This is a genomic window from Anaerobacillus arseniciselenatis, from assembly GCF_001865995.1.
GTDB classification, from domain to species: Bacteria; Bacillota; Bacilli; order Bacillales; family Anaerobacillaceae; genus Anaerobacillus; species Anaerobacillus arseniciselenatis.
In genome coordinates this window covers 158,267-182,346 of the sequence record NZ_MLQQ01000010.1, presented here as the reverse complement: position 1 = coordinate 182,346, position 24,080 = coordinate 158,267, and the positions used below count along the sequence as shown (strand labels likewise).

General features: G+C 37.8%; 22 protein-coding genes. 13 read left to right on the top strand and 9 right to left on the bottom strand.

What is annotated here, in order from left to right; genetic code table 11:
- The first annotated feature begins 7 nt into the window (after positions 1 to 7).
- From gatB to rlmD, 3 genes are all read left to right on the top strand, one after another.
- Entirely contained in the window at positions 8 to 1,441 is a 1,434-nt protein-coding gene (gatB, locus tag BKP35_RS08085; RefSeq protein WP_071312842.1) for an Asp-tRNA(Asn)/Glu-tRNA(Gln) amidotransferase subunit GatB, read from the top strand.
- A gap of 871 nt (positions 1,442 to 2,312) precedes the next feature.
- A complete protein-coding gene (locus BKP35_RS08080) occupies positions 2,313 to 3,227 on the top strand; it encodes a diacylglycerol kinase (protein WP_071312841.1) in 915 nt (304 codons plus the stop codon).
- A 239-nt stretch (positions 3,228 to 3,466) separates the two neighbouring features.
- Complete coding sequence (gene rlmD / locus BKP35_RS08075; protein WP_071312840.1) at positions 3,467 to 4,843, top strand: 23S rRNA (uracil(1939)-C(5))-methyltransferase RlmD; 1,377 nt, start codon at positions 3,467 to 3,469, stop codon at positions 4,841 to 4,843.
- 151 nt (positions 4,844 to 4,994) lie between these two features.
- On the opposite strand, the gene BKP35_RS20245 is transcribed toward rlmD, so the two are convergent.
- A complete protein-coding gene (locus tag BKP35_RS20245; protein ID WP_084031523.1) occupies positions 4,995 to 5,210 on the bottom strand; it encodes a BCCT family transporter in 216 nt (71 codons plus the stop codon).
- 211 nt (positions 5,211 to 5,421) lie between these two features.
- Here BKP35_RS20245 and BKP35_RS08070 point away from each other — a divergent pair, with 211 nt between their 5' ends.
- Positions 5,422 to 7,644: a sensor domain-containing diguanylate cyclase gene (locus BKP35_RS08070; protein ID WP_071312839.1), complete on the top strand. Its 2,223-nt coding sequence runs from the start codon at positions 5,422 to 5,424 to the stop codon at positions 7,642 to 7,644.
- A gap of 306 nt (positions 7,645 to 7,950) precedes the next feature.
- Here the strand turns inward: BKP35_RS08070 and BKP35_RS08065 are convergent, their stop codons facing one another.
- Both BKP35_RS08065 and BKP35_RS08060 read right to left on the bottom strand, forming a co-directional pair.
- Entirely contained in the window at positions 7,951 to 8,784 is an 834-nt protein-coding gene (locus BKP35_RS08065) for a 1,4-dihydroxy-6-naphtoate synthase (RefSeq protein WP_071312838.1), read from the bottom strand.
- Complete coding sequence (locus BKP35_RS08060) at positions 8,781 to 9,461, bottom strand: futalosine hydrolase (RefSeq protein WP_071312837.1); 681 nt, start codon at positions 9,459 to 9,461, stop codon at positions 8,781 to 8,783. The genes BKP35_RS08065 and BKP35_RS08060 overlap by 4 nt, the downstream gene beginning before the upstream one ends.
- Before the next feature lie 341 nt (positions 9,462 to 9,802).
- Here BKP35_RS08060 and BKP35_RS08055 point away from each other — a divergent pair, with 341 nt between their 5' ends.
- Entirely contained in the window at positions 9,803 to 10,309 is a 507-nt protein-coding gene (locus tag BKP35_RS08055; protein WP_071312836.1) for a hypothetical protein, read from the top strand.
- A 393-nt stretch (positions 10,310 to 10,702) separates the two neighbouring features.
- On the opposite strand, the gene BKP35_RS19460 is transcribed toward BKP35_RS08055, so the two are convergent.
- Positions 10,703 to 10,843 carry a hypothetical protein gene (locus BKP35_RS19460; protein ID WP_169819169.1) on the bottom strand — a complete coding sequence of 47 codons (141 nt, stop codon included), beginning with the start codon at positions 10,841 to 10,843 and terminating at the stop codon, positions 10,703 to 10,705.
- 435 nt (positions 10,844 to 11,278) lie between these two features.
- On the opposite strand from BKP35_RS19460, the gene BKP35_RS08050 reads away from it, so the two are divergent.
- The 3 genes from BKP35_RS08050 (at position 11,279) to BKP35_RS08040 (ending at position 14,090) form a co-directional block, all read left to right on the top strand.
- Positions 11,279 to 12,865 (top strand): aspartate:alanine exchanger family transporter, encoded by a 1,587-nt coding sequence (locus BKP35_RS08050; RefSeq protein ID WP_071312835.1) that lies wholly within the window; start codon positions 11,279 to 11,281, stop codon positions 12,863 to 12,865.
- Positions 12,866 to 13,036: 171 nt separating this feature from the next.
- A complete protein-coding gene (locus BKP35_RS08045) occupies positions 13,037 to 13,429 on the top strand; it encodes a CidA/LrgA family protein (RefSeq protein WP_071312834.1) in 393 nt (130 codons plus the stop codon).
- Complete coding sequence (locus BKP35_RS08040) at positions 13,404 to 14,090, top strand: LrgB family protein (protein ID WP_071312833.1); 687 nt, start codon at positions 13,404 to 13,406, stop codon at positions 14,088 to 14,090. Before BKP35_RS08045 ends, BKP35_RS08040 begins: the two co-directional genes overlap by 26 nt.
- 136 nt (positions 14,091 to 14,226) lie before the next feature.
- On the opposite strand, the gene cbiQ is transcribed toward BKP35_RS08040, so the two are convergent.
- The 5 genes from cbiQ to BKP35_RS08015 form a co-directional block, all read right to left on the bottom strand.
- Positions 14,227 to 14,976 (bottom strand): cobalt ECF transporter T component CbiQ, encoded by a 750-nt coding sequence (gene cbiQ, locus BKP35_RS08035; protein WP_071312832.1) that lies wholly within the window; start codon positions 14,974 to 14,976, stop codon positions 14,227 to 14,229.
- A gap of 197 nt (positions 14,977 to 15,173) precedes the next feature.
- Positions 15,174 to 16,013, bottom strand: coding sequence for a DUF4198 domain-containing protein (locus BKP35_RS08030; RefSeq protein ID WP_071312831.1), 840 nt, complete (start codon positions 16,011 to 16,013; stop codon positions 15,174 to 15,176).
- Positions 16,014 to 16,032: 19 nt separating this feature from the next.
- On the bottom strand, positions 16,033 to 16,440 hold the full coding sequence (locus BKP35_RS08025) for a hypothetical protein (protein WP_071312830.1): 408 nt from the start codon (positions 16,438 to 16,440) through the stop codon (positions 16,033 to 16,035).
- A 12-nt stretch (positions 16,441 to 16,452) separates the two neighbouring features.
- A complete protein-coding gene (locus BKP35_RS08020) occupies positions 16,453 to 17,061 on the bottom strand; it encodes a CbiM family transporter (protein WP_071312829.1) in 609 nt (202 codons plus the stop codon).
- Between the two features lie 238 nt (positions 17,062 to 17,299).
- A complete protein-coding gene (locus BKP35_RS08015; RefSeq protein WP_084031521.1) occupies positions 17,300 to 17,620 on the bottom strand; it encodes a DUF4870 domain-containing protein in 321 nt (106 codons plus the stop codon).
- A 416-nt stretch (positions 17,621 to 18,036) separates the two neighbouring features.
- On the opposite strand from BKP35_RS08015, the gene BKP35_RS08010 reads away from it, so the two are divergent.
- The 5 genes from BKP35_RS08010 (at position 18,037) to gerQ (ending at position 24,029) form a co-directional block, all read left to right on the top strand.
- Positions 18,037 to 19,938 (top strand): ABC-F family ATP-binding cassette domain-containing protein, encoded by a 1,902-nt coding sequence (locus BKP35_RS08010; protein ID WP_071312827.1) that lies wholly within the window; start codon positions 18,037 to 18,039, stop codon positions 19,936 to 19,938.
- 589 nt (positions 19,939 to 20,527) lie between these two features.
- Complete coding sequence (locus BKP35_RS08005; RefSeq protein WP_071312826.1) at positions 20,528 to 21,493, top strand: NERD domain-containing protein; 966 nt, start codon at positions 20,528 to 20,530, stop codon at positions 21,491 to 21,493.
- Positions 21,494 to 21,934: 441 nt separating this feature from the next.
- Positions 21,935 to 22,684, top strand: a complete 750-nt coding sequence (locus BKP35_RS08000; protein WP_084031520.1) for a YkgJ family cysteine cluster protein — start codon at positions 21,935 to 21,937, stop codon at positions 22,682 to 22,684.
- 358 nt (positions 22,685 to 23,042) lie between these two features.
- Positions 23,043 to 23,474, top strand: a complete 432-nt coding sequence (locus BKP35_RS07995) for a cell wall hydrolase (RefSeq protein ID WP_071312825.1) — start codon at positions 23,043 to 23,045, stop codon at positions 23,472 to 23,474.
- Between the two features lie 24 nt (positions 23,475 to 23,498).
- Positions 23,499 to 24,029: a spore coat protein GerQ gene (gerQ, locus tag BKP35_RS19945; RefSeq protein ID WP_245741908.1), complete on the top strand. Its 531-nt coding sequence runs from the start codon at positions 23,499 to 23,501 to the stop codon at positions 24,027 to 24,029.
- Positions 24,030 to 24,080 lie beyond the last annotated feature (51 nt).

Here is a 24,080-nt window from a genome sequence, read left to right as displayed (position 1 = left end):
GGTAAACATGAACTTTGAAACGGTCGTAGGATTAGAAGTCCACGTAGAGTTAAAAACGAAAACAAAAATCTTTTGTGGGTGTTCTACAGAATTTGGTGCGCCACCAAACTCGCACACATGTCCAATCTGTTTAGGACATCCAGGGGTGTTACCTGTATTAAATAAACAAGCCGTTGAATATGGCATGAAAGCAGCGATGGCATTAAACTGTGAAATCGCACCAATTACGAAATTTGATCGAAAAAATTATTTTTATCCAGATAGCCCAAAAGCTTACCAAATTTCTCAATTTGATAAGCCGATAGGTGAGCACGGCTGGATCGATATTGAAGTGAACGGAGAAAAGAAACGTATCGGTATTACTCGTATTCACTTAGAAGAAGATGCTGGGAAGCTTACTCACTCTGAGTACGGGGATTATTCTTTGGTTGATTTTAACCGTGTCGGGACACCGTTAATTGAAATTGTTTCTGAACCAGACATTCGCACACCAGAAGAAGCGTATGCTTATTTAGAAAAATTAAAAGCGATCCTTCAGTATACGGAAGTGTCTGATTGTAAAATGGAAGAAGGATCACTTCGTTGTGATGCGAACATCTCGCTTCGTCCAGTCGGTCAAGAAGAGTTCGGGACAAAAACAGAAATTAAAAACTTAAACTCATTTGCTCACGTGAGAAGTGGATTAGCATATGAAGAAGTTCGCCAAGCGGAAGTGCTTACCGACGGTGGCGAAATTCAACAAGAAACTAGACGTTGGGACGATGCGAATAAGAAAACGATCTTAATGCGTGTGAAAGAAGGATCGGACGACTATCGATACTTCCCAGATCCTGACTTAGTTGATTTCCATATTGATGAGGACTGGAAGGAACGAGTTCGAGCAACAATCCCAGAACTCCCTGATGCACGTAAAGCACGTTACGAAAGTGAATTAGGTTTATCAAGCTATGATGCTGAAGTAATTACGCAATCAAAAGCAATGGCGGAGTTTTTTGAAACAGGCCTTTCTTATGATGCACCTGCAAAACAACTGGCGAATTGGCTTATGGGTGAAGTGAATGCTTACTTGAAAACAGCAGATAAAGAAATTGGTGATGTGCCATTAACTCCTGAAGCGTTAGCAAAAATGATCGGCCTAATTGAAAAAGGAACGATTTCTTCAAAAATTGCTAAACAAGTATTTAAGGACTTAATTGAAAAAGGTGGAGACCCTGAAAAAATCGTCAAAGATAAAGGTCTCGTACAAATTTCTGACGAAGGCGAAATTAGGACGATGATTATCGGCATTCTCGATCAAAATCAACCATCGATTGACGATTATAAAGCAGGAAAAGAAAAAGCGATCGGCTTTTTAGTCGGACAAGTAATGAAAGCATCACGTGGAAAAGCAAATCCACAATTAGTAAATAAAATATTATTAGAAGAAATTAAAACGAGGTAAGGTTTTAAGAGAGTGTCTGATCTGTATGCTTGGATCAGGCACTTTTTTCTGGTCAGATACTGTTCCTTTTGTTACGGAGTATGGGAGTTATGTGCAATAAAACAGGAGGTGATGTGCAAATTAGTGTAAGTGCCCTAATCGTACGCTACATCAGCTAAAGGGAACGTAAGAATTTCTCGCGTGACGTAACCGAGCTTCTCATCAACAAAAAAGGCACGCAAGATGATCTCGCGCGCCCAAACAAAGCGTCACATCACCCAAGAGGTGACGCGAGACCTTCTCCCGCGCCCGAACAAAGCGTCACATCAACTAAAAGGGAACGCGAGACCTTCTCCCGTGCCCGAACGAAGCGTCACTTCACACAAAAGGGAACGCGAGAGCTTCTCGCGCGCCCGAACAAAGCGTCACATCAACTAAAAGGGAACGCGAGAGCTTCTCGCGTGCCCGAACAAAGCGTCACATCAACCAAAAGGGAACGCGAGACCTTCTCCCGTGCCCGAACGAAGCGTCACTTCACACAAAAGGGAACGCGACACCTTCTCCCGTGCCCGAACGAAGCGTCACACTCACCAAAAGGTAACGCAAGATCTTCTCGCATGCTTGACCCGATAAGGAACCCAACTACAGCACACTCTCCCCATAATGCATACTATCGAGCGAGTGCGAATTACTGCACATTCTCCCCATATTGCGTATTATAGTTTACTGCACACTCCCCCATCCTGCGAAACACCGATTTCTCTTTTAATATGTATTGGTATCGGTTAAAATAAAAGTTGTACATGTTAAATGATGGAATTTGAAAGTGCTTTAAATTTTTTAAGGAGAGGCTTAATCACGTTTTTATTATAGCTAAAAAAGGGGACTGTTTATGAAACGGGCACGTTTAATTTATAATCCTTCAGCAGGCAGAGAACACGTAAAAAGACAATTGCCATATATTTTAGAAAGATTGGAACAAGCAGGTTATGAAACATCAGCTCATGCTACTACTGGCCCAGAGTGTGCGACAAAAGCTGCAAGGAGAGCTGCGGAAAGACAGTTTGATCTAGTCGTTGCCGCAGGTGGAGATGGAACCATTAATGAGGTCATTAATGGGTTAGCAGAACTTTCGTATCGCCCAAAGATAGGAATCATTCCTGCTGGTACAACAAACGATTTTGCTCGTGCAATTGAGGTTCCTAAATCGATTGAAGCTGCTTGTGATGCGATTTGTAATGGTTATGAAATACCGATTGATATTGGGAAAGTCGGTGATCAATATTTTATCAATATCGCAGGAGGCGGAACGTTAACAGAGCTCACATATGAAGTTCCAAGTAAATTAAAGACAATGATTGGTCAACTGGCTTATTACGCTAAAGGGTTAGAAAAACTCCCAAAGATCCAGCCGGTCCATGTCCGAATTGAGTACGATGGAAAGTTGTTTGAAGGAGAAATGATGTTATTTCTTGTATCAAACACAAATTCTGTAGGTGGGATGGAAAAGTTAGCCCCGAAAGCATCTTTAAATGATGGGATGTTTGATTTACTCATATTAAAGAAAACTAATCTACCAGATTTCGTTCGCGTGGTCAGTAGCGCTACTCGTGGGGAACATATTTATGATCCTTCTGTTCTTTATGTGCAAGCAAGTAGAATTAAAGTGTACGTTGATAGCGTCGTTCACTTAAACTTAGATGGGGAATACGGTGGCATGCTGCCCGGCGAATTTGTGAACTTAAGACATCACTTTCAGCTATTCGTACCAGAGAGCCGCTATCGGAAATATAAAGAACTTGATTAAACGAATTGTTCAAAGAAGAAAATTTTCAAAATAAAGGCTGTCCTAAAGCAAAGTGTCAGTCATCTCGACGGTATAAATAGACGGTGTCGCTAAAACACGTCAACTATATTACATCGGGATGAACAAACATTTATGGGGCAGCCTTTATTTTTCGGACATAACGAGCAATTCGCTTTTAATGTTTTTTTTATGATAAAATCAACACTAGAAAAAATTGAACGTAAGGACGGACGATGAAAATGGCAAAAGTACAAGCACCAGTTTCGAAAAATGAATTGTTAGAAGTAACGATCGAAGACTTAACTCACGAAGGTGCAGGAGTCGCAAAAATTGAAGGATATGCTCTTTTTATTCCAAAAGCATTACCAGGAGAGCGTGCAAAAATCAAAGTAGTAAAAGTAAATAAGGGCTATGGATTTGCAAAACTTATTGAAGTACTAGAAAAAAGTGAAGACCGAGTAGACGAGACCCCGTGTCCGATTTTTGATCAATGTGGAGGATGCCAGCTGCAGCACTTAAGCTACGCAGGACAGTTAAAACAAAAACAAAAGCAAGTTCGCAATGTGCTTGAGCGTATTGGACACATTCATAATATTACCGTACACTCTACGCTCGGAATGGGTGATCCGTGGCGGTATCGAAATAAAGCTCAAGTTCCTTTTGCGCAGAGAGAGGGTGGACTTGTCGCAGGTTTTTATCAAGAACGAAGTCACGAAATTATCGATATGAATAGCTGTTTAATTCAACACGAAGAAAACGATAAAGTTGTTCAAGTTGTCAAAGATGTTGCGAAAAAAATTGGTGTTCGTGCCTATGATGAAAAAAAACATAGTGGCATTTTACGTCATGTCGTGGCTCGTTACGGTGTTAATACGGGGCAATTAATGGTTGTTTTAGTGACTAGATCACGCGATTTAGAAAACAAACAAAAGATCGTCGAAGAGATTTGCAAAAAGCTACCGAATGTCACAGCGATTGTTCAAAATGTAAATACGAAACGGACAAATGTTATTTTTGGTGAGGAAACGAAAGTATTGTGGGGCGAAGAATATATTTATGACACGATAGGCAATGTAAAATTTGCCATTTCTGCACGATCTTTTTATCAAGTAAATCCTGAGCAAACGAAAGTTTTATATGATAAAGCACTTGAATATGCCGAGCTAACCGGTTCCGAGACAGTCATAGATGCTTACTGTGGAATTGGAACGATCTCATTATTTTTAGCGCAAAAAGCGAAGCAGGTATATGGTGTCGAAATAGTTCCAGAAGCAATTAGTGATGCAAAGCGAAATGCGCAATTAAATAAAATGGAAAATGTCGACTTTGCGGTCGGTGAAGCAGAGAAAGTGATTCCTTGGTGGTATGCTCAAGGAATTCGTGCTGACGTTATTGTTGTTGATCCGCCGAGAAAAGGCTGTGATGAAGCTTTACTCGATACGATTATAAAAATGAAACCAGAGCGAGTCGTTTATGTGTCATGTAATCCAGCGACATTAGCGCGTGATTTGCGTATTTTAGAGGATGGTGGTTTTAAAACCGTCGAAGTGCAACCGGTCGATATGTTCCCTCATACGAATCATGTGGAAGTAGTCGCGAAACTACAATTACTATGATACGTTAAATTGAATCCATTAACAGGGATTTTCCTCCATAATTCTGTCTCAAAAATCATTTTTACCAACATCAATGTAAATAAGTTGCTAAGAAAAGCTTCACTAAAAAAGCGAACTTTCCTGTAGCAACTTAATTTACAGGCAAGACACATCACGTACCAAGAACATAGGTTGCCGAGTTAGCTGAAGTTATAAAGAAACAAATTAGAAATAGGGCTAAAATACTTAACATCGACCCAAAAGGTAATTGGTTTAACATTAAGAAGAGTCCTGTTTTTGGTTGAGTGTATACTTGTGAGGAAGTATTAGATATCCCCTTTATTTCATGAAAAAGTGCAGTTCCACCGAAGGCAACGAACCAAACGATTGTTAGAAGATTTAATTAAATGGCTCGCAACTACATATAATTTTATATCGTGAGGGTTAGGTAATTATCAATTTACTCAGGTGATTTGTATCAAAGCTACAAAGTTATAAAGATAAAATTTCAAAAAATAAGACAATTTAGTGAAGTTTTTGTATAATATTAGAATAGTGTTATTTATTTCTAATTTCGGTTTGTTTTGGAGGGAAGCTATTTGAATGAAATATTTAAAGAATATGAACCTTTAATAAGTAATTGTGATGAAACAAAAGAAAAAATTAAGCTTTTAAATAAACTTTCCGAAGATCTTGAACGAAGTAAGCCGCTGCATTCACTTTTTTTAGCGGAGGAAGCATATGATATTGCCTTAAAAGAGGATGATCAAAAAGGAGTTGTAAAAAGCCTACTACAAATCGGTAGAAGTTTATGGTTAACAGGTGATTTAGAAAAAGCGTTAGAAAAGCTCATTGACGGATTAGAACGGGCTAGAGCATTAGAAGAAGAAAACGAATATGAGGTTGAGATTTTAAATGCATTAGGAAACGTAAATATTTATTTGAAGTCTTATGATCGTGCGCTTGAGTATTACAGTGAGGCTCTAAATTTAGCTACTGCCATTCATTATGAAAAATTAATTGCTGCGCTATTAAATAATATCGGAGAAATATATTATCGGCTTCAAGATTATCGTGCGGCATTAAAGTATTATAAAGATAGCTTGAAGTTGTTCGAGCGAGAGAAGGAACAATACTTGCAAGCAATCGGCCTTATTAATATCGGTGCCTCACACCTCGGTTTAAGGGAGTTTGAACAAGCAGAAAAATATATATTAAAAAGCCTTGCAGTGAGTAAAGCTGAAAAAGATAAGATTAGAGAAAGTATTAGCTATCACTTGTTAGGGCGCTTAGCTTACGAAAAAGGTAAAAGTGAAGAAGCAAGAAAATATTTTGATCAATTTTTAAAAGTGAACAGAGAAGTTAAAGATGTATTTTTAGAGGTAGAAGTTTATATAGATTATTATAAGTTAGAAAAAGATGCTAATGAAATGGAACGGGCGCTAGACTGTTTATATAAAGGATTAGAGCTTGCCGAAAAAATAAAAGCTGAAGACTTGGTCATACAACTTTGCTCTTTCCTAGCAGAAGTTTATGAAACGTTAGGAAATCATGATAAGATGATTTATTATTACAAAAAATTTCATGACCGCACAAAGGGAATAAGCAGTGTTGCTACACAAAGCAAACTTAGAAGTATTGCGATGCAATTAAAAGCAGAAGAATCAAAACGGAAAAATAAAGCTTTTCAAATTTTAAATGAGCAATTAGAGCAAAAAACGAAGGAACTTTCTAAGTCTTATTCACAAATGAAAGTGATTAGTGAAATAGGCAAAAGTATTACTGCCACTTTAGATATAAACAAAGTATTTCGCCGACTTTACGAAAATATCAAAAATTTATTGGATGCTGATGTTTTTGGTATTGGTATGTACGATGAAGCGAAACAAGCCATCGAATACAAGCTATATATTGAAGAAGGCCAAGCAGCTCCCGAGTTTGAAATCCCGCTATCTAGTACATCTAGTTATGCTGTATGGTGTATTAAAAATAAAGAAGAAGTTATCATTAATGATGTTGAACAAGAGTATCAAAAGTATTTAGATGGGATTAATAGTACATTCGGTAATATAAAGCCATCACTTATTTTTTGCCCGTTGATCGTAGAAGGAAAGACAATTGGTGTAGTTACGGTACAAAGTAAACATAAAAATGCTTACAATCAGTATTCGCTAGACTCAATTAGAGCGCTCGTCTCATATATTGCGATTGCGATAAACAATGCCCAAAAATCAGAAGAACTAGCTGAAGAAATTACAATGAGAAAGCAATCGCAGTTAGAGCTTAAAAATATGAATAATAAACTTCAAAAACTTTCGGAATTAGATGGATTAACATGTATTCCGAATCGAAGAATATTTGATACGGCATTTGAAAAAGAGTGGGAAAAAGCTGTAAGAGAAGAACAACCACTTTCATTATTAATTATCGATATCGATCAGTTTAAAGAATACAATGATCATTACGGACACCAAGAAGGCGACAAAGCGTTAGTGGAAGTCGCACAAACACTCCAAAACACCCCGAAAAGAAAAACAGATTTAATTGCTAGATATGGTGGAGATGAATTTGCTGCAATTCTCCCAAACACAGATCATAAAGGTGCTATTAAAGTAGCGGAAAAAATGATCAAAAATATTACTTCCTTAAAGATTGAACATCAATGTTCAAAAGTAGCAAGCTATATTACGTTAACTGTTGGAGCGGCTACGATCATTCCACAATCCGGGATGAAAAAAGATACTGTTATGCGTATGGCAGACGACGCCTTATACATGGCTAAAGAAAAAGGCCGAAACAGAGTTAGTCACTGGAGTGTGTAGTGCTTATACCATGTGAAGTTTTCACATGGTGTCAGACACCGCACGTGGACAAATCGTAAAAATGTCCACGTGGGGCGGACATTTTCTAATAAAGTGATCGTAACGCACTTATAACAAATGCATAAAAAACTAGCTTACGAATTGTAAGCTAGTTTTTTATTTGAAGAGCTCGGAAAGTTGTCTAGCTTCTCGAGCGTTTCGGTCCATCAAGATTTGCCTATTCAAGAGGTACCACAAAGAGGAGGCAAAACGCTGCTGGCTCTCCAACGCTTGTCGAATCTTACCAAGGCGCATCCGCTTTTCTTGTTAGATGCGAAGTCGTTTAATATCAATTTCTGGGACTAACCCTTCTTTAGCGGCACGACCTAGGAGTGCACTGATGGCAGCATAACCATCATCGTCTAAATTGGCTGAAAACTTATTAACATATAAGTCGATATGAGCTTGTGCAACTTCTGGAGAAAGCTCTTGGGCATGGCACATGATATATTCTCGTGAAGCTTCAGGGTGTTCCCAAGCATACTCTACCGATTGTGTGATCCAACGACTTAATGCTTTTAAGTCAAGTGAGCGACGAGCTATAATAGCTCCAAGTGGAATTGGTAATCCTGTGTCTTCTTCCCACCAGCTACCTAAATCCGTAAGTAGTGATAAACCGTATTCACCATATGTAAAGCGAGCTTCATGGATGACTAGTCCAGCATCGACTTTACCGTCACGGACTGCTGGCATGATTTCATGGAAAGGCATGACAACAATTTCACCGACGCCTCCTGGAACTTGTGCGCTAGCCCAAAGTCGAAATAGTAAATAAGCGGTCGACCTCTCGCTAGGAACAGCAACACGTTTTCCTGATAATGTTGCAGGGTCCCGTGAATGATCTTTCGTTAAAACGAGTGGTCCACATCCTCTTCCTAACGCTCCACCACATGGGAGGAGAGCGTAATCAGGGTGTGCCCATGGTAGGGCTGCAAATGAAATCTTTAAAATATCCGGACCATCTTCTTGAACCGCTAACTTATTCGTCACATCAATATCAGCGTAAGTAACATCAAAATCAGGAGCACCCGACACAAGTCCATGTACTAAAGCGTGAAAAATAAATGTATCATTAGGACAAGGGGAGAAGACAATTTTCATTTTAACACCTCCGGTAATACTGAACTTACTTTTTCTAAAGCTTGTAAGGCTTCTTTAATTTTCCATGCATTTCGGTCCCGTGGTCCAACTGGATTTGAGATTGTCCGAATTTCAAGAACAGGTACCCCTGCATCATGAGCTGCTGTAGCCACACCGAAACCTTCCATAGCTTCAACTGTAGCCCCTGGGACTCTAGTTGATAGTTCAATCGCTGTTTCCTTTGTACCAGTAACTGTACATAATGTAAGGATCGCGCCAGTTTGGACAGAGAGTCCTGCATCTGTTAAAGCCTCTGCTACTTTTGATGAAAGTTGCTGATCGACAGCCACACGCGAACATCCGAAACCTAAATTTTCTATACGACAAAAACCTTCATTAGTTTCAGCCCCTAAGTCAGCAGAAACAATTTCGTTACTAACGACGACAGAGCCAACTTCAGCTTTCTCTGGAAATCCACCACCGATCCCCATACTAATTACAAGGTCATAACGATTACTAGCGGCAAGTGCTTTCGTTGTACTTACAGCAGATACGATCGGCCCAACACCACCAGCAATGACATCAAACCTGTCATCTTCTTGGAGTCCACGTAAAACCGCTTCTTTCTCAGCGGTAACAGCAGTCATAATTAAAATACGCATCGCATTAAAATCGTTATTTGTAGAATAAGTATCCATAGTTAAGTTTCTCCTTAATAGTGCGTGTTCAAAAAGGAGGATAATCAGAGCATAGGAGGTCGAGGCGGCGAAGCTTCGAGCTTCAGAATTTAGGCTATTAATACATGAGTAGCACAGAAGCGAGCCAACGAAGAGATTCGTAAGCTATGATTACCGGATTTTTTGAACATCCTCTTATATCATTTGTCATTTTCAAAAAAATAAGTTCTATATAAAGGTAACTTGTTATTTCTATAATGTAAAGAGAAGGAGTGAGCGTGCTATTTTTGGGAGGCCTATTCAAAAAACGCACAAACCGACAATGTTTACGAATATATCTTTCTCAAAAGAGGCGGCTTGACTTGAAGCCGTTTTTTTCTAATGGTATTGTTAAGCTATTAGATAATAATAAGGAGACGAAAGAAACGATGAATAGAAAGAAATACATTATTACAGGTTTAGCAATCTTTGGTTTTATCTTCTTTTTCTTTTTACGGAGCCCCCAAGAGTTACCGACAGATGTTCGTGATGATATTTGGGACACAAGTTATGAATATATGACCGAAATTTTAGTTGAATCTTCCCCTTATGAACCAATGGAGGAAGAGCAATATGAAAAATATAATGCCTTTATCGATGGTTATAGTGCTGAAGCAACAGCTGATGATCCGTTAACAGATAACGAAAGAGCCATTTTATACCATTTGAGAGGCTTAGCCTATCATGCACAACAATTTCGAATTCTTTATGAAGAATGTGGTCAATGTTACACAGATGAAGCAAATGAGCAATTAGAAAAAATGGTGGAATCAGAGCTGGAACTTTTCGCTATTTATAACATTAGCGCATCTGAATTTTATCATAATTAAAATGAATAGTTGGTTTGTTAGTTGGTTTGTTGGTTAGTGGCTAGTTGGTTAGGACCCTCGTCCGACTTTTGATGTTGGATGGTGGTGGCAGGTAAGCCATCATGATGATTTTGTATGAAAAAAGGCGAATGATTTCGTGACGAGCCTCTGAGATTCGATAGAAGGTGCTCCTGCGGTTCCTCGTCGCAAAGCACATGGAGTATTCTCGAGGGTGTATTCCATGTTGTGATTGAGGTCAGTAGATTTACAGCGAAGAGAGGGAAATTGCTTGTTCTTTTCCATATTAAATGGTGGCGGAATATCCGCCATTTGCGTTTTGTGTGAAAATAAAATGACGGTCGACTTTTCCAAGTGAACTTCTAATATTCAATTGAATCTACTCCGGCCTCCGCATTATCGCTTTTTATCTCTTAGCTTTGTTCCTAACGCTCTTATTTTTTTCTCCATTTCCTCAGTCGAGATTTTCCCTTGGATGTACTTTTCGTGAATTTTTTCCTTTTTTGAGGCATTATGTAAACGATCTAAATAGTCCATTAAAAAACACTCCTTCTATTAAACTACTAATAATTATCTCCAAAATAAGGAAATGTAAACTGATGTTTAGAAAAATTGTATAGTAAACGAAAAGTTGGATGAAAACGCCTTAATTGAGTGAATTTCATAATTACCAAAATTGAGCCATATCAAACTATATGTAGTGCGAATGGTTTAACGCAACTACATATAGATACTTAATGGCGTAAAATATTGAATTATGAAATTCATTAAATATGGCGTTTTTTTGTCATTTCTAAAGTAAGCCTTTTCACGAACGGAGCTGTACAGAAACGACTAAACCAATCTGTTATAATAAAAGACCTCAAGCAAAAAATAAAAGTAATATAAATTTCCTGAACATGGAACGCTGTCAGCTTTTACGATTTGAAGCTAAGCTCAGGATTTAATGTTTACATGGAGGGGTTAGGTCTGATGTCATTATTAGATGATCCGTTAATACTCATATTTGTCATCTTATTTGTTGGCTCTTTCATAGGTCAATTAGAATATAAGGGGGTTAACTTAGGAGCTTCTGGAGTGTTGTTATTTGCAATGGTTTTAGGACATTTCGGTTATCAAATTCCTGCAATCGTTCAAAACTTAGGGTTAAGTTTATTTATTGTTGCAGTAGGCCTGCAGGCGGGGCCTCGTTTTTTTCGGATGATGAGAAGTAGTGGATTAGTTTTTGCTATTTTAGCTTTAGTGATCATCGTTATTGCCATTATTACAACGATTATCGTTTCCAAAATATTTAATTTATCTGCACCACTAAGCTTAGGTTTAATGACCGGAGCTTTAACGAGTACGCCAGGGTTAGCAGCGGCACTTGAGGCTACGAACGACCCAATCGTTTCTGTTGGCTACGGAATTGCGTACCCATTTGGCGTTATTGCCGTTGTTTTATTTGTCCAGCTTTTTCCGAAAGTGTTAAAAGTAGATTTAGAAAAAGACTTACAAAAAACGCTTAGCCCTGTGAAACACAAAAGTACGCTTAAAAACATGACAATTAAAGTTGAAAATAATATTGCCCATAAGAAAACGTTGAAGGAACTCCAGCGGACAATTAAAAATTCAGCGATCATTAGTCGTGTTATTCGTGGAGATCGTAACTTTTTAGGGAGAAATGATACGGTGTTATTAATTGGTGATGAAATTATTGCTGTCGGTTATCCAGAAGACTTAAATAAATTGAAAGAAGCCGTCGGTAAAGAAGTAACTACGGATGTAAATATTCGTGAAAATATAAAAATGCACCGTGTTACCGTCGACTCACCATATATGATTGGTAAAAGTCTTCGCGAAATTAAATTAAGGGAAAAATATAACGTTACCGTAACGAGATTGGAAAGAGCGGGATACGAGTTTCCTCCTGCAGCAGCTTGGCGCTTTGAGCGGGGGGACGTTTTGACGGTTGTCTGTAGTCCAGAACGAATTAAAGGTGTCCAAGAATTGTTTGGAACGCGACAGCATGAAGAAGCAAATATTCATATATTTTCGTTAAGTATAATTCTTTTATTAGGCATATTAATTGGGATGATCCCGATCCATATCCCAGGTTTAGGAAGTATGACTTTAGGTGTTGCTGGTGGGCCTTTATTAATTGCGATTATTATAGGCCATTTCGGAAAAGTTGGACCTATTCAAGCAAGGTTTTACCAGCCTTCCAATCGAGTAATAAGAGATGTCGGTCTCGTCCTATTTTTAGCAGGCGCTGGTACGACTGCTGGAAGTGGCTTAGTGGAAGTAGTGGTGAATGAAGGAGTAGGTTTAATTATTGGTGGTGCGTTGATTACACTAATCCCAATGTTCGTTTCATTCATCATCGCTAAAAAGCTATTTCATCTCAGCATCATTCATTCTCTAGGAGCAATTTGTGGAGGGATGACAAGTACCCCGGGGTTAGGTGCTTGTAATACGCTAGTAAATACAGACGACCCAGCAATTGCTTATGCAGCGGCTTATCCAATTGCTTTAATTTTCGTTGCGATTGCATCACAATTTTTAGTGTTGATTTTATAAGGCTGTTCAACATAAGTGTCAGACACCGTTAGACATCTAAATATAGACGGATATTTTATCTATACGTCTATATTTTAGAGTAGTGCGCGTGGTGTCAGAAACTTGTGGGACAGCCTTTTATTTTTATGCTAAAATAGTTTTCATTGAAAAAAAAGATAGGGAGTTATCGTTGTGAAAAAAATCGGAATCATTATTTTACAAATAGGCTTGCTTTGGTTCTTAAATGAACTTGGATTTTTCTTAGTGGAAGCTTTCCATTTACCGATACCAGGGAATGTTTTAGGGATGGTTATTTTATTTGTGCTATTGATGACTGGTGTTGTTTCTTTGAAATGGGTCGAAGAAGCGTCCTCATTTCTCATTAAACATTTAGCATTCTTTTTCATTCCTATAGCCGTTGGGTTGATGAACTTTGGTGCGTTATTTATTCAAAATGGTATTTTCTTAGTAGTCGTCATCATTGGTAGTGCGGCGCTCGGTATTTATATTACTGGGAAAGTTTCTCAAGTTTTAGCAGAAAAGAAAGAAGGTGCAACGAATGATCGTACTCGTCACTCTGCTTAGTATTGCAATGACCATCGGTGCATACATGTTATCAAAGGTGGTTGGGAAACGTTACCCATCACCTTTTACAACACCAGTATTTTTCAGTACGGCGTTAATTATTATTTTATTAATGTCATTCGGATTAACATTTGAAGATTACACACTGGCAAAAGATATCATGACTTTTCTATTAGGTCCTGCAACGGTTGCTTTAGCCGTTCCTCTTTATAAAAATCGTCAAATTATAAAAAAGCATAGCGGACCAGCTTTAGTTGGTATCGTGATCGGAACGATGTCGACGATTTTAGCAGCGATTTTTCTGACGAAGTTATTTTCTTTATCAAATGAAATCTTAGCTTCGGTAAGTGTGAAATCAGTGACAGTACCTGTTGCTGTTGAAATCTCTAATATCATCGGTGGTGATCCAGCGCTGACTGCAGCGTTCGTCGTTGCAACGGGTATTCTCGGAACTATGATTGGACCGTCATTAATGAATGTTGCGAAAATTGATCATCCGCTTTCCAGGGGGCTAGCACTCGGAACAATTTCCCATGGACAAGGGACGGCGCAAGCTGCTACAGAAGGGGAGTTGCAAGGGGCGATTGCCGGAGTCGCAATGGGCTTAGCAGCGATCTTTACTTCTATAGCTGCACCAATTTTAGTGCCGTTTTTCATATAGAAGGTAGGCTAAACGTTAAATTAAGTTGAGTCAAAAGGGGTATTCAAGACAGCGGATGTCGATGAAATACCCCTTTTTGCATTATATGCCATTTTGTTCATCTGCCTAAATGTTAAGAAGTACTAGAGACGCTCCCTTACAAAAAATAAATTCTTTCAACTGCAATTAATGCAAAAATTAACGTAAATGAGGCTACGGTTTTAAATATATCTGAACGGTTCAGCTGTTTAGCGTTACCAACACGTAATGTGCCGTTAAAACAACGAGCGGTCATTGCTTTATACACATTCTCTGCGCGGTCTAGTGACTTAATGAGCAGTCCTCCCATAAGTTGTCCGTATATTTTCAAATTTCTCAGCGTGATTTTTCCAGAGAAAAACCGAGATCTAGCCGCCAATTGCATTTTTTGAATATCGTCAAAAAATAAAAATACGTAACGGTAAGATAATAAAAGAATGGTAATTACAATCGGCGGAACTTTCAAATGTGCTAGGCTATCCATAAAATCATCGATCGTTTGTGTGTGTAATAGAATCGTCATCACTGTCATACACGTGACCGCTTTTAAAATAATAATTGAGGCAAATGACACTTGTTCAATCTCTATTGGAAAACCACTACTAAATAGTAATGGAACGGTCATCAAAAGTAAAAACGGTGCGATAATTAAATACCTTTTCAGTAAAAAAATAATTGATAATCCCATCCAAAGAGCACCAATGACAGATATAAAAAAAGCGATAAAAGCAAAAGAGGCTGTATTAAGGCTTATGACGCCAAAAATAAAGACAATAACCGCTAATAATTTTGCTCTCGCCTCCCACGAAAGTGCCCATGCTGAAACCCCTACTAAATCAGATTGAATATCACCTTGTGTTTTTGGCATTAACTCACCAACTATCCTAGTATTGTATGTGTATGAAACTCCCCCCGAATACTAAGTAATGTACTCGAGGGTGGGACAAAACAAAGTGTCAGACACCGCTAGACACCGAATATAGACATATGATAAATCTTTACGTCTATATTTAGTAGGGTCCGCGTGGTGTCAGACACTTTTGTCTCACCCTCTAAACGTATTTGTTATTTTTTCCCTTTTGTGAACATAAAAGTTAACGCAGAACCTAGAAGTAAGCCAATAACTAATATTGTAATAAGAGTGAATGGGTTCGCGTTAGTTGTTGATGTAGTTGTTGCGGGTGCCTCTTTTGTATTATCAATTAATAACGTTGAAGTCCGACTAGTGAGTTCATAGTCACCTCCGTCAACATTGCCGCTTTCTTCAGTTTCAATATTAGCTTTTAATAACCATTGTCCGTTTGATGTTATTTCAAACTCAAAAGCGCCATCGCTATCGGTAGTCCCTTCTAAGATTTCATCCTTCGGCCCGTAGGCAGTAACGGTTGCCTCTGCGATTGTGCTCCCGTTTAATAACACATTGCCTTTAAATGTCCCAATATCAAAGTTTTTTACGCTAGTTTCTGGGACAATATCTAAAAGTAAATCAACTGGTTGGCTGACTGTTTCTGGTCCATCGCCAACATGGTAAACAGTCTTTGCCATTTGAACACTTAATCTCGTAATACCATCGCCTGGAGTGTATGTACCCGCTTTTCGATTTGCCAAAAAAACATATTCACCTTCTGTTTGTGGTATTAAATGTGCTCGTCCTTGAACTCCGATGCCTTCAAGTTCTAGTTGTTCAACATTACCGCCAGGGTCACGTACAAATAATTCGAAATCTTCGTAGTTTGCTACCTCAAGAAAATCTCTAATATGTCCCCACAATACATCGATCCGTAATTCTCCAGTTTGCCGATCTTCTTTTACTTCGATAAAAAGTTCATGAGCAAATGCTTTTGGTGTTAAAAACAGTGTGAAAAATAATGTAGCAATAAAAATAAATGTCAGTGTCCTTTTCATTTAATTAGCACCTCGTTGTTTATTTTTTTTGGTTGCGGTAATGGAAGAATGAGGCAATAAACAAGAGTAGTGATACGCCTAATAATGTCCTCATCCAAACTGGTATAAGAGGTATTGGTTCCTCTCTGTCATTTGTCCAAGTAGCTCGGTGACCCATCCCGTCATCAGCGACAATTTGAGCTATATTAATACTCGAATCAAAGTAAACGATGCCGTTTTCATTCACGTTCTCTTCAAAGAGAAGGTCGCCTAGGTCGTCATAAGCAGTGACTTTTGCAATCCCTGAACGGGTACCGTCATCGTACCGAACTTGGATAACTCCGTCGTCGACTACTTCAACGAGCATGCGGTGAGCAAAAACCTCTTCAGGTTGCATAAGAAATATCACGATGATCAATAAAAGGTTTTGTTTTAATCGTATTTTCACAAGCGGTACCCCTCACTCCTTTTTGATTTCAAATAAAGTTGGTCGGACAGTATATAAATATTTGACGGCAAAGCCGGTTAAAACCCCTTCTAAAATTGCTAGTGGCAAATAGGCAATAAACATGATGTTAATAACAGAGAAAGTTCCTGCCCCGTAACGTTGGTCGGAAATAAGGAGGAGAATAGCTAATAATAATACTCCGCCACATATTGCTAAAAAGCCAGCAAAAAAACCTTTAATAAACGGTGAGTAGCGCTTAAATATATTAGCTAGCCAATATATAAATAAGGCCGGGATCGACATTAATAACGTGTTTGCTCCTAAAGTACTTAAGCCGCCGTGCTGAAATAACGTGGCTTGAAGAATTAATCCTATAAAGATTCCTAATGGAGCCCTACGGCCGAGAATTAAGCCGAGAAATCCGCCGAGCAACGGATGAACAGAAGTAGGTCCGATTGGAATATTGATGAGTGAAGAGACGAAGAAGGCTCCAGTTAGTAAACTGATCTTTGGCACTTCCTCTTCTTTAATTCCTTTTAGTGAGTAGGCTAAAAGTCCAACAGCGGCAATGGATGTTGTCGCTGCAACCGTAATGCTTAGGACTCCATCTGCAACATGCATAATTTCACGATCCCTTCTAGCGAACTTGCGCTAATTATAAATATTGTTTTGACCATGATAATATGCAAACTTTTGATAGAGAAATAGTTGCTTTTTTTAGAGGTGCGGTAAATCTTAAATATTTAGTTTCAGTGGAGTTGATGGTACTGTACGGACTAGGGTTAGTAGAAGTTAATGGGGCATGGAGAGTGGAAAAACGGTAACAACCTTTATGGAGTAGGCCGTTACCGTTTATGTCTTATAAAATTCTAAATATAAATGGGAACCGATAATACTCACCATCATAGGCTTTGACCGCCGCAATAATTGTAAAGATGAATGCGGCAATACTTAGAGCAATAAGTAAAAAGATCCCGATAACAAGCAATACTAATATGCCACTAATTATAAAGTAAACCGTAATTGAAATTAAAAAATTAAAGTATTCCCTACCATGATGATCAATAAAATCGGAGTCATCTTTTTTAAGTAACCAAATAAGAAGAGGACCAATAAATGCTGTAAAAAAGCTAATCAAATAAATAAGCATTGCTAACATACGATAATCTCTTTCTTCCATTTTCATCACCTCCTTCTTTAATGTATTCACGAAAGTCTTTTTGTTTTCGCCTAAATTTTGTGAATTTCATAATTTAATATTATCGCCATTAAGTAACTATATGTAGTTGCGTCAAACCTCTCGCAACTACATATAGTTTGATATTGCTCAATTGAGGTAATTATGAAATTCACTCAATTAAGTTTTCTTGTTAAAATTGTTCATAAAAATAACTTTAAGCTGTAAGGCAACTATTGCCGTAGAGATTTGCTATAATGGAAATAATGAATTCCATAATCCATTATTTCCACCACTAAGATTAATATATAGTTGCGTCAAAACTATTCGCAAACTATATATTGAGTGATGTGGCTCATTTTTGGTAATTATGAATTCACTCAGTTACTAACTATACGAATGAACAAGGGAATGGTTTCATGAGCATACTTTCAGTTGAAAATTTACATAAAACATATGGTGATAAAACATTGTTTGACGACCTTTCATTTACGATTTCTGAAAAAGATCGAATCGGTCTCATTGGTGTCAATGGTACCGGGAAATCGACACTGTTAAAAATCCTTGCTGGAATTGAAGGGAAAGATAACGGTAAAATCATTCATGCCAATCAATTTCATATTGAATATTTATCGCAACAACCAGAACTTGATGCATCTCTAACAGTTTTAGAGCAAATATATTTTGGTGAATCTGCGATCATGGTTGCAATGCGGGAATACGAAGTTGCATTAGCAGATTTAGAAAAAAATCCAGAAAGTGAAAAGTTACAAACTCGACTTTTTCAAAAGCAACAGAAAATGGATGAACTAGATGCTTGGGAAGCAAATACAGTTGCGAAAACAGTATTAACACGTTTAGGAATCACCGATTTTTCAAAGTCTGTCACTCAATTGTCAGGTGGGCAAAAAAAACGTGTTGCTATTGCCAAAGCGTTAATTCAAAAAGCCGATCTTCTTATTTTAGATGAGCCAACAAACCATTTAGATAATGAAACGATTGAATGGTTAGAAGGATTTTTATCGCAATATAAAGGTGCCTTACTGTTAGTTACCCATGATCGCTACTTTTTAAATCGAGTAACGAATCAAATTTTCGAACTAGACGGTGGCGAGCTTTACACTTACGAAGGTAACTATGAGGTTTTTTTAGAGAAAAAAGCAGAAAGAGAAATGATCGCTGAGCAAAATGAAGCAAAACGGCAAAATATATTAAGAAGAGAATTGGCATGGCTTCGCCGTGGAGCAAAAGCAAGAACGACGAAACAAAAAGCCCGTATCCAACGTGTAGATGATTTACAAAATCAAAAAGGATTGGCGATCAAACAAGATGTTGAGTTTTCGATTGGCTCAAAGCGTCTCGGTGACAAAGTCATTGAAGTAGAAGGGGTATCCAAATCTTTTGATGGTGAGGAGCTGATCAAGGACTTTAGTTATTTAGTTGTTCCCGGGGAACGGCTAGGGATTATCGGACCTAATGGAAGCGGGAAGTCAACGTTACTGAATATTTTGGCTGGACGCATTGAACCGGACAGTGGTGGAATTGATGTAGGTGAAACTGTAAAAATAGGCTACTATACGCAAGGCGATGAAGAAATGAACGGCGATTTACGTGTTGTTGAGTTTATAAAAGAAGTTGCTGAAGTCGTCCACACAGCAGACGGTCAAACAATTACTGCCGAGCAAATGCTAGAACGCTTTTTATTTTCACGAGCAATGCAATGGACGTACATTCGTCGTTTATCTGGTGGAGAACGACGTCGCCTATACTTGTTAAAAATATTAATGACCGAACCGAACGTGTTATTTTTAGATGAGCCAACGAATGATCTGGATATACAAACTTTAAGCATATTAGAAGATTATTTAGATCAGTTTCCAGGCGTCGTCATTACTGTGTCACATGACCGCTACTTTTTAGATCGCGTCGTCGATCATTTGTTAGTGTTCGGTGGTGGATCGGTGGATCGTTTCCAAGGAAGTTACTCCGATTTTATGGAAGAAGAACAGCAGAAACGTGAATTAGAAGCAGCAATTGAGAAGGAAGCTGCAACGTCTAAGAAGCAAGAGCAACCACGAAAAGAACGCAAGAAAAAGCTTTCTTATAAAGATCAACAAGAGTGGAACGGTATCGAAGATCGTATTGCAGCACTCGAAGAAAAGAAAGAAGCATTAGAAAAAGAAATAGCCGCTGCCGGAAGTGATATCGGCCGCATTAACGAATTGTTTGCTAAACAAAAAGAAGTCGATGCAGAGTTGGAAGCAGCGATGGAACGTTGGGAAGAACTTTCGCTGTTAGTCGAGGAGATTGAGAATAGTTGATGAAAAACCCGGTGTTAGCCGGGGTTTTTCTATTGGAGAGGGCGTCCTCAAAGCTTAGCTTTTGAGGACGCCCTCTTTTAAATTCTAGATCTTACTTAATAAAAGCGTGCAAAAAAACTGTGGAAATCGCAAGAAAGAAGGAGCGTAAGGCAAGAAGAAAGTGGAAAATCGCAAGAAAATTTTGAATAACTCAATAAATGGATACCCCTAGAATGAGCTGTGCAAAAAAACTGTGGAAATCGCAAGAAAGAAGGAGCGTAACGCAAGAAGAAAGTGGAAAATCGCAAGAAAATTTTGAATAACTCAATAAATGGATACCCCTAGAATGAGCTGTGCAAAAAGAAACGTGGAAATCGCAAGAAAGAAGGTGCGTAACGCAAGAAAAAGTGGAAAATCGCAAGAAAAAAGCGATTAACTCAATAAAAGCACACCTCTAAAATAAGGCATGCAAAAAAACTGTGAGTATCGCAAGAAAGAAGATACGTAACGCAAAAAAAATTCAAAAATCGCAAAAAAATTAAAAAATAAGCAGGAAATTTTAATCTCAAAAAAGAATAATATCAGCAAAAAAATAGGTGGTGACTTAATTATGATGAAAAAAGCAATACAAATTCCATTAAAAGTTGAAAGTTTAGAAGCAGCCTTATTGAGATTATCTAAAAATTATGTAAAACGTCCTAGAGTTGAGCAAGAATTAGGTAAAGCGAAGGCAGGTTACTTTGGTGAAAAATCGATTGATTATTATTTAAAAGATTTCTCCTCCAACCATTTCCACATACTTCATGATTTAAGATTGCGCATCGCAAATGATAACTTTTTTCAAATCGATATATTAATTAATACGCCAAACTGCCTTCTAATCATTGAAGTGAAAAATTATGTAGGATCATTATATTTTGACGGTAATTTTAAGCAGTTAATTAGAGAAAAAAACGGAGTAGAAGAAGGCATGGAAAATCCCATACCTCAAGTCATTAATCAGCAAAGAAAATTAAAAAAGTGGCTCAATATTAATAACCTCCCATCCCTACCAATCATTCCGCTTGTGGTAATTGCCAATCCAACTACGATTATTAAAGCTTCTTCAGATTATAAAGAAGCATTAGAGATGGTTTACCTCGCCGATAACTTACCCGCAAAAATTCTTTCAATACAACAGACGTTTAACACAAGGCGCAAAATCATCCATGACTTAGATTCCTTTTCTGACCATCTGATCAATTGTCACGAGCCTAAAAAAGTTGATATATTAGAGCAATTAAAAGTCCCAGAAAGTGCAATTTTAACGGGTGTACATTGTCCTAATTGTTCTGCACTTCCAATGGAGCGAAAAAAAGGGAGTTGGTACTGTCCGAAGTGTTTATTCGAATCCAAAGAAGCGCATATACCTTCATTAAAACACTATTATTTGCTCCTAGGTAAAACGATTACTAACCAAAAATTGAGGAATTTCCTCCACCTTCCTTCTCCTTATACTGCTTCAAGAATATTAAAATCCATGAATTTAAAATATACCGGCAGTACTAAATTTAGACAGTATGAACTCCACTTTTAATATTTGGGAGTGCGGTCTAACCTCTTGTTAAAACGTGTTCGCTTACGTTAGTTGACCAAGAGTTGCCATAATAATTAGTGGGAGATAACAGAACAATGGGGGAGTATCCCGTGCAGTTTCCCCCCTAACTGATTTTCACCTTAATACAACAGATGTTGTTGGTGATGGTGCGAATGACAGCTTGAGAATGGTAAAATATCTTGAATTTGCGAAAATGGATATCTGGAAACAAACACTAGTCATCAAGTGTAGATTTTAGCGGCTAATTGTTCTACTATTAAGGGTGGACGTTTTGCTTAAATAGCGAAACGATTAGTAGATAGTACTATAGATTGTAGAAAGTTCGTAATAGGTCATGTCAATTATTAGAGGTGACCTCGCTAGTAGTTAGTTTTTTATAGCTCAAATAATAGTAGTCAACACAATTAAGGAGTGGACGTTTTGAAACAATTTTTAACGATAAAAGATATGGAGAGAATATGCCAAGAGATTAATGACAAGCATATTCCGGACGATTCCCGCTTTATGCAAGCGATAGAAGATCAGTTTGAGCAGTATGGAGATGCTAGCCGTGATAAATTTGTCAGTACAGCTTTTAAACGAAAGCTTTCAGTCATAGATAAAGAGATTGAGCGGATTGAAGAGAAGGTGAAGGTGAAGCCGAGTTGTTTTGAAGGTTGTAGTCATTGCTGTTATTTTCCGATCATTGTAACGAAAATGGAAGCAAAGCTAATCTCTCAATATATCGAGGAAATGCCCGATCAAGAAAAACAAGAGCTCATCGCACACCTTGAAAACTATTACGAAACGGAAGATCTTGAGCAAATTAATAGCATAGATTTTCAAACGGATCACGATTTCAAGAGAAAGTATATTCAAAAGCAAGTTGCTTGTCCATTATTAGATAAAAAAACAAACAAATGTAAGGCGTATGAAGTGCGACCGATTTCTTGTCGAACTTACTTGAATTATTGTGACCCGCAAGTTTGTTTCGATACTGACATTCCTGATGAGGTGTTTAGCTATGAATTTTTATATGAATATTACATGTATGCTTTAGTGAATACGATTCAAGAAGTCGTTTTTGAAACAGAAAATGATCCTATCAATCTACCTAATGATGTTTACGAAGCCGATTATTTACCAAGACTATTAAAAGAACAATTGCCACGTATAAAAGGAGAGAGATAAATGACCTTAGATATCATTCTTGTCGTCTTAGTCGTTTTACTATTTAGAGAGCTTGTCAAAACAAAAAGTGAACTCAGTGAGATCAAGGAATATGTGAAGAAAATCGCAGAAAAAGAATAGGAAAAAGTATTCCAGTTATTTTTGGGAGAGGTGAAGCAGATGAAAATAGTGAAAAGTAATGAAATGTGTTCATGTGGTAGTGGCAAAAAGTAAATAAAATATATACGAAAACTAAGGTTACTCACTAATTACACTAGTGAGCGCCTTAGTTTTTTTGAGCCCAAATTTCTGAAATTTTAGCACAAAAGTAGTTAACAACCTATATTTTATAATTGAACTGAAGTTTGGGGGTGAATAAATGGCAGTCATTAAAGCAAATCAAAAGGATAGGAAAATGTTAGCAAGATTAATCCGTGCAGAAGCTGAGGGTGAAGGGGATTTAGGAATGCTTAAAGCAGGGAATGTCATGGTGAATCGAGTTCGGTCGGCTTGCTTAGACTTTGAACATATTAATAGCATTCCTGAAATGACGTATCAATCTCCTGGAGGGTTTGAAGCAGTTTTACACGGTTATTTTTATCAACGTGCAAGGGAACATGAATTACGTTTAGTTGATAAATTGATTAAAGGTAATCGATATGATCCTGCGGAATTTGCTTTATGGTTTTTCCGACCAGATGGTCCTTGTCCAGCTCAGTGGTGGGGGCAATGGAATTCTGGGAGATATAAAGAGCATTGTTTTTATACACCGTTGGCCGGTGAATGTCCAGACGTTTACGGAACTTTTTAAAAAAAGAATGGAGTGACGAATAAAGTGTATTATCAGCCATATCAATCATACCAACCTTATCAAAATGGAGCGAACCAAACTTTTGCAAATCAATCTGTTGCCAACCAACCTGTTGCGAATAAAGCAGCGACAAGCCAGTCAATTACAAATCAATCATTAACTAATCAACCGATTACAAACGCACAACCAAATTTTAATGGAAATAATAGTGGTCAAACTACTCCAAGAAGTTGCTCTGATCAATCAACACGAAGAAGAGTACCTTTTCATCAACTTCCACAAGTACCTGTTGAAGGAATGTTACCGCTTGAAATGTCTTATATTGAAAATATCCTCCGCTTAAATCGAGGAAAAATTGCGAGAGTTTATATGACGTTTGAAGGTAGAGTTAATGACAATAGACAGCAACTTTTTGAAGGAGTAATAGAAGCAGCGGGACGTGACCATATTATTTTAAGTGACCCACAAACAGGACAAAGGTATTTATTACTTATGGTTTATTTAGATTACGTTGAGTTTGATGAAGAAATTGAATACGATTATCCTTTCGCTTAAAAAGCATAAATATAGTTGGAAAAAGGATTATTATAGCGCGCTAATTCTTCG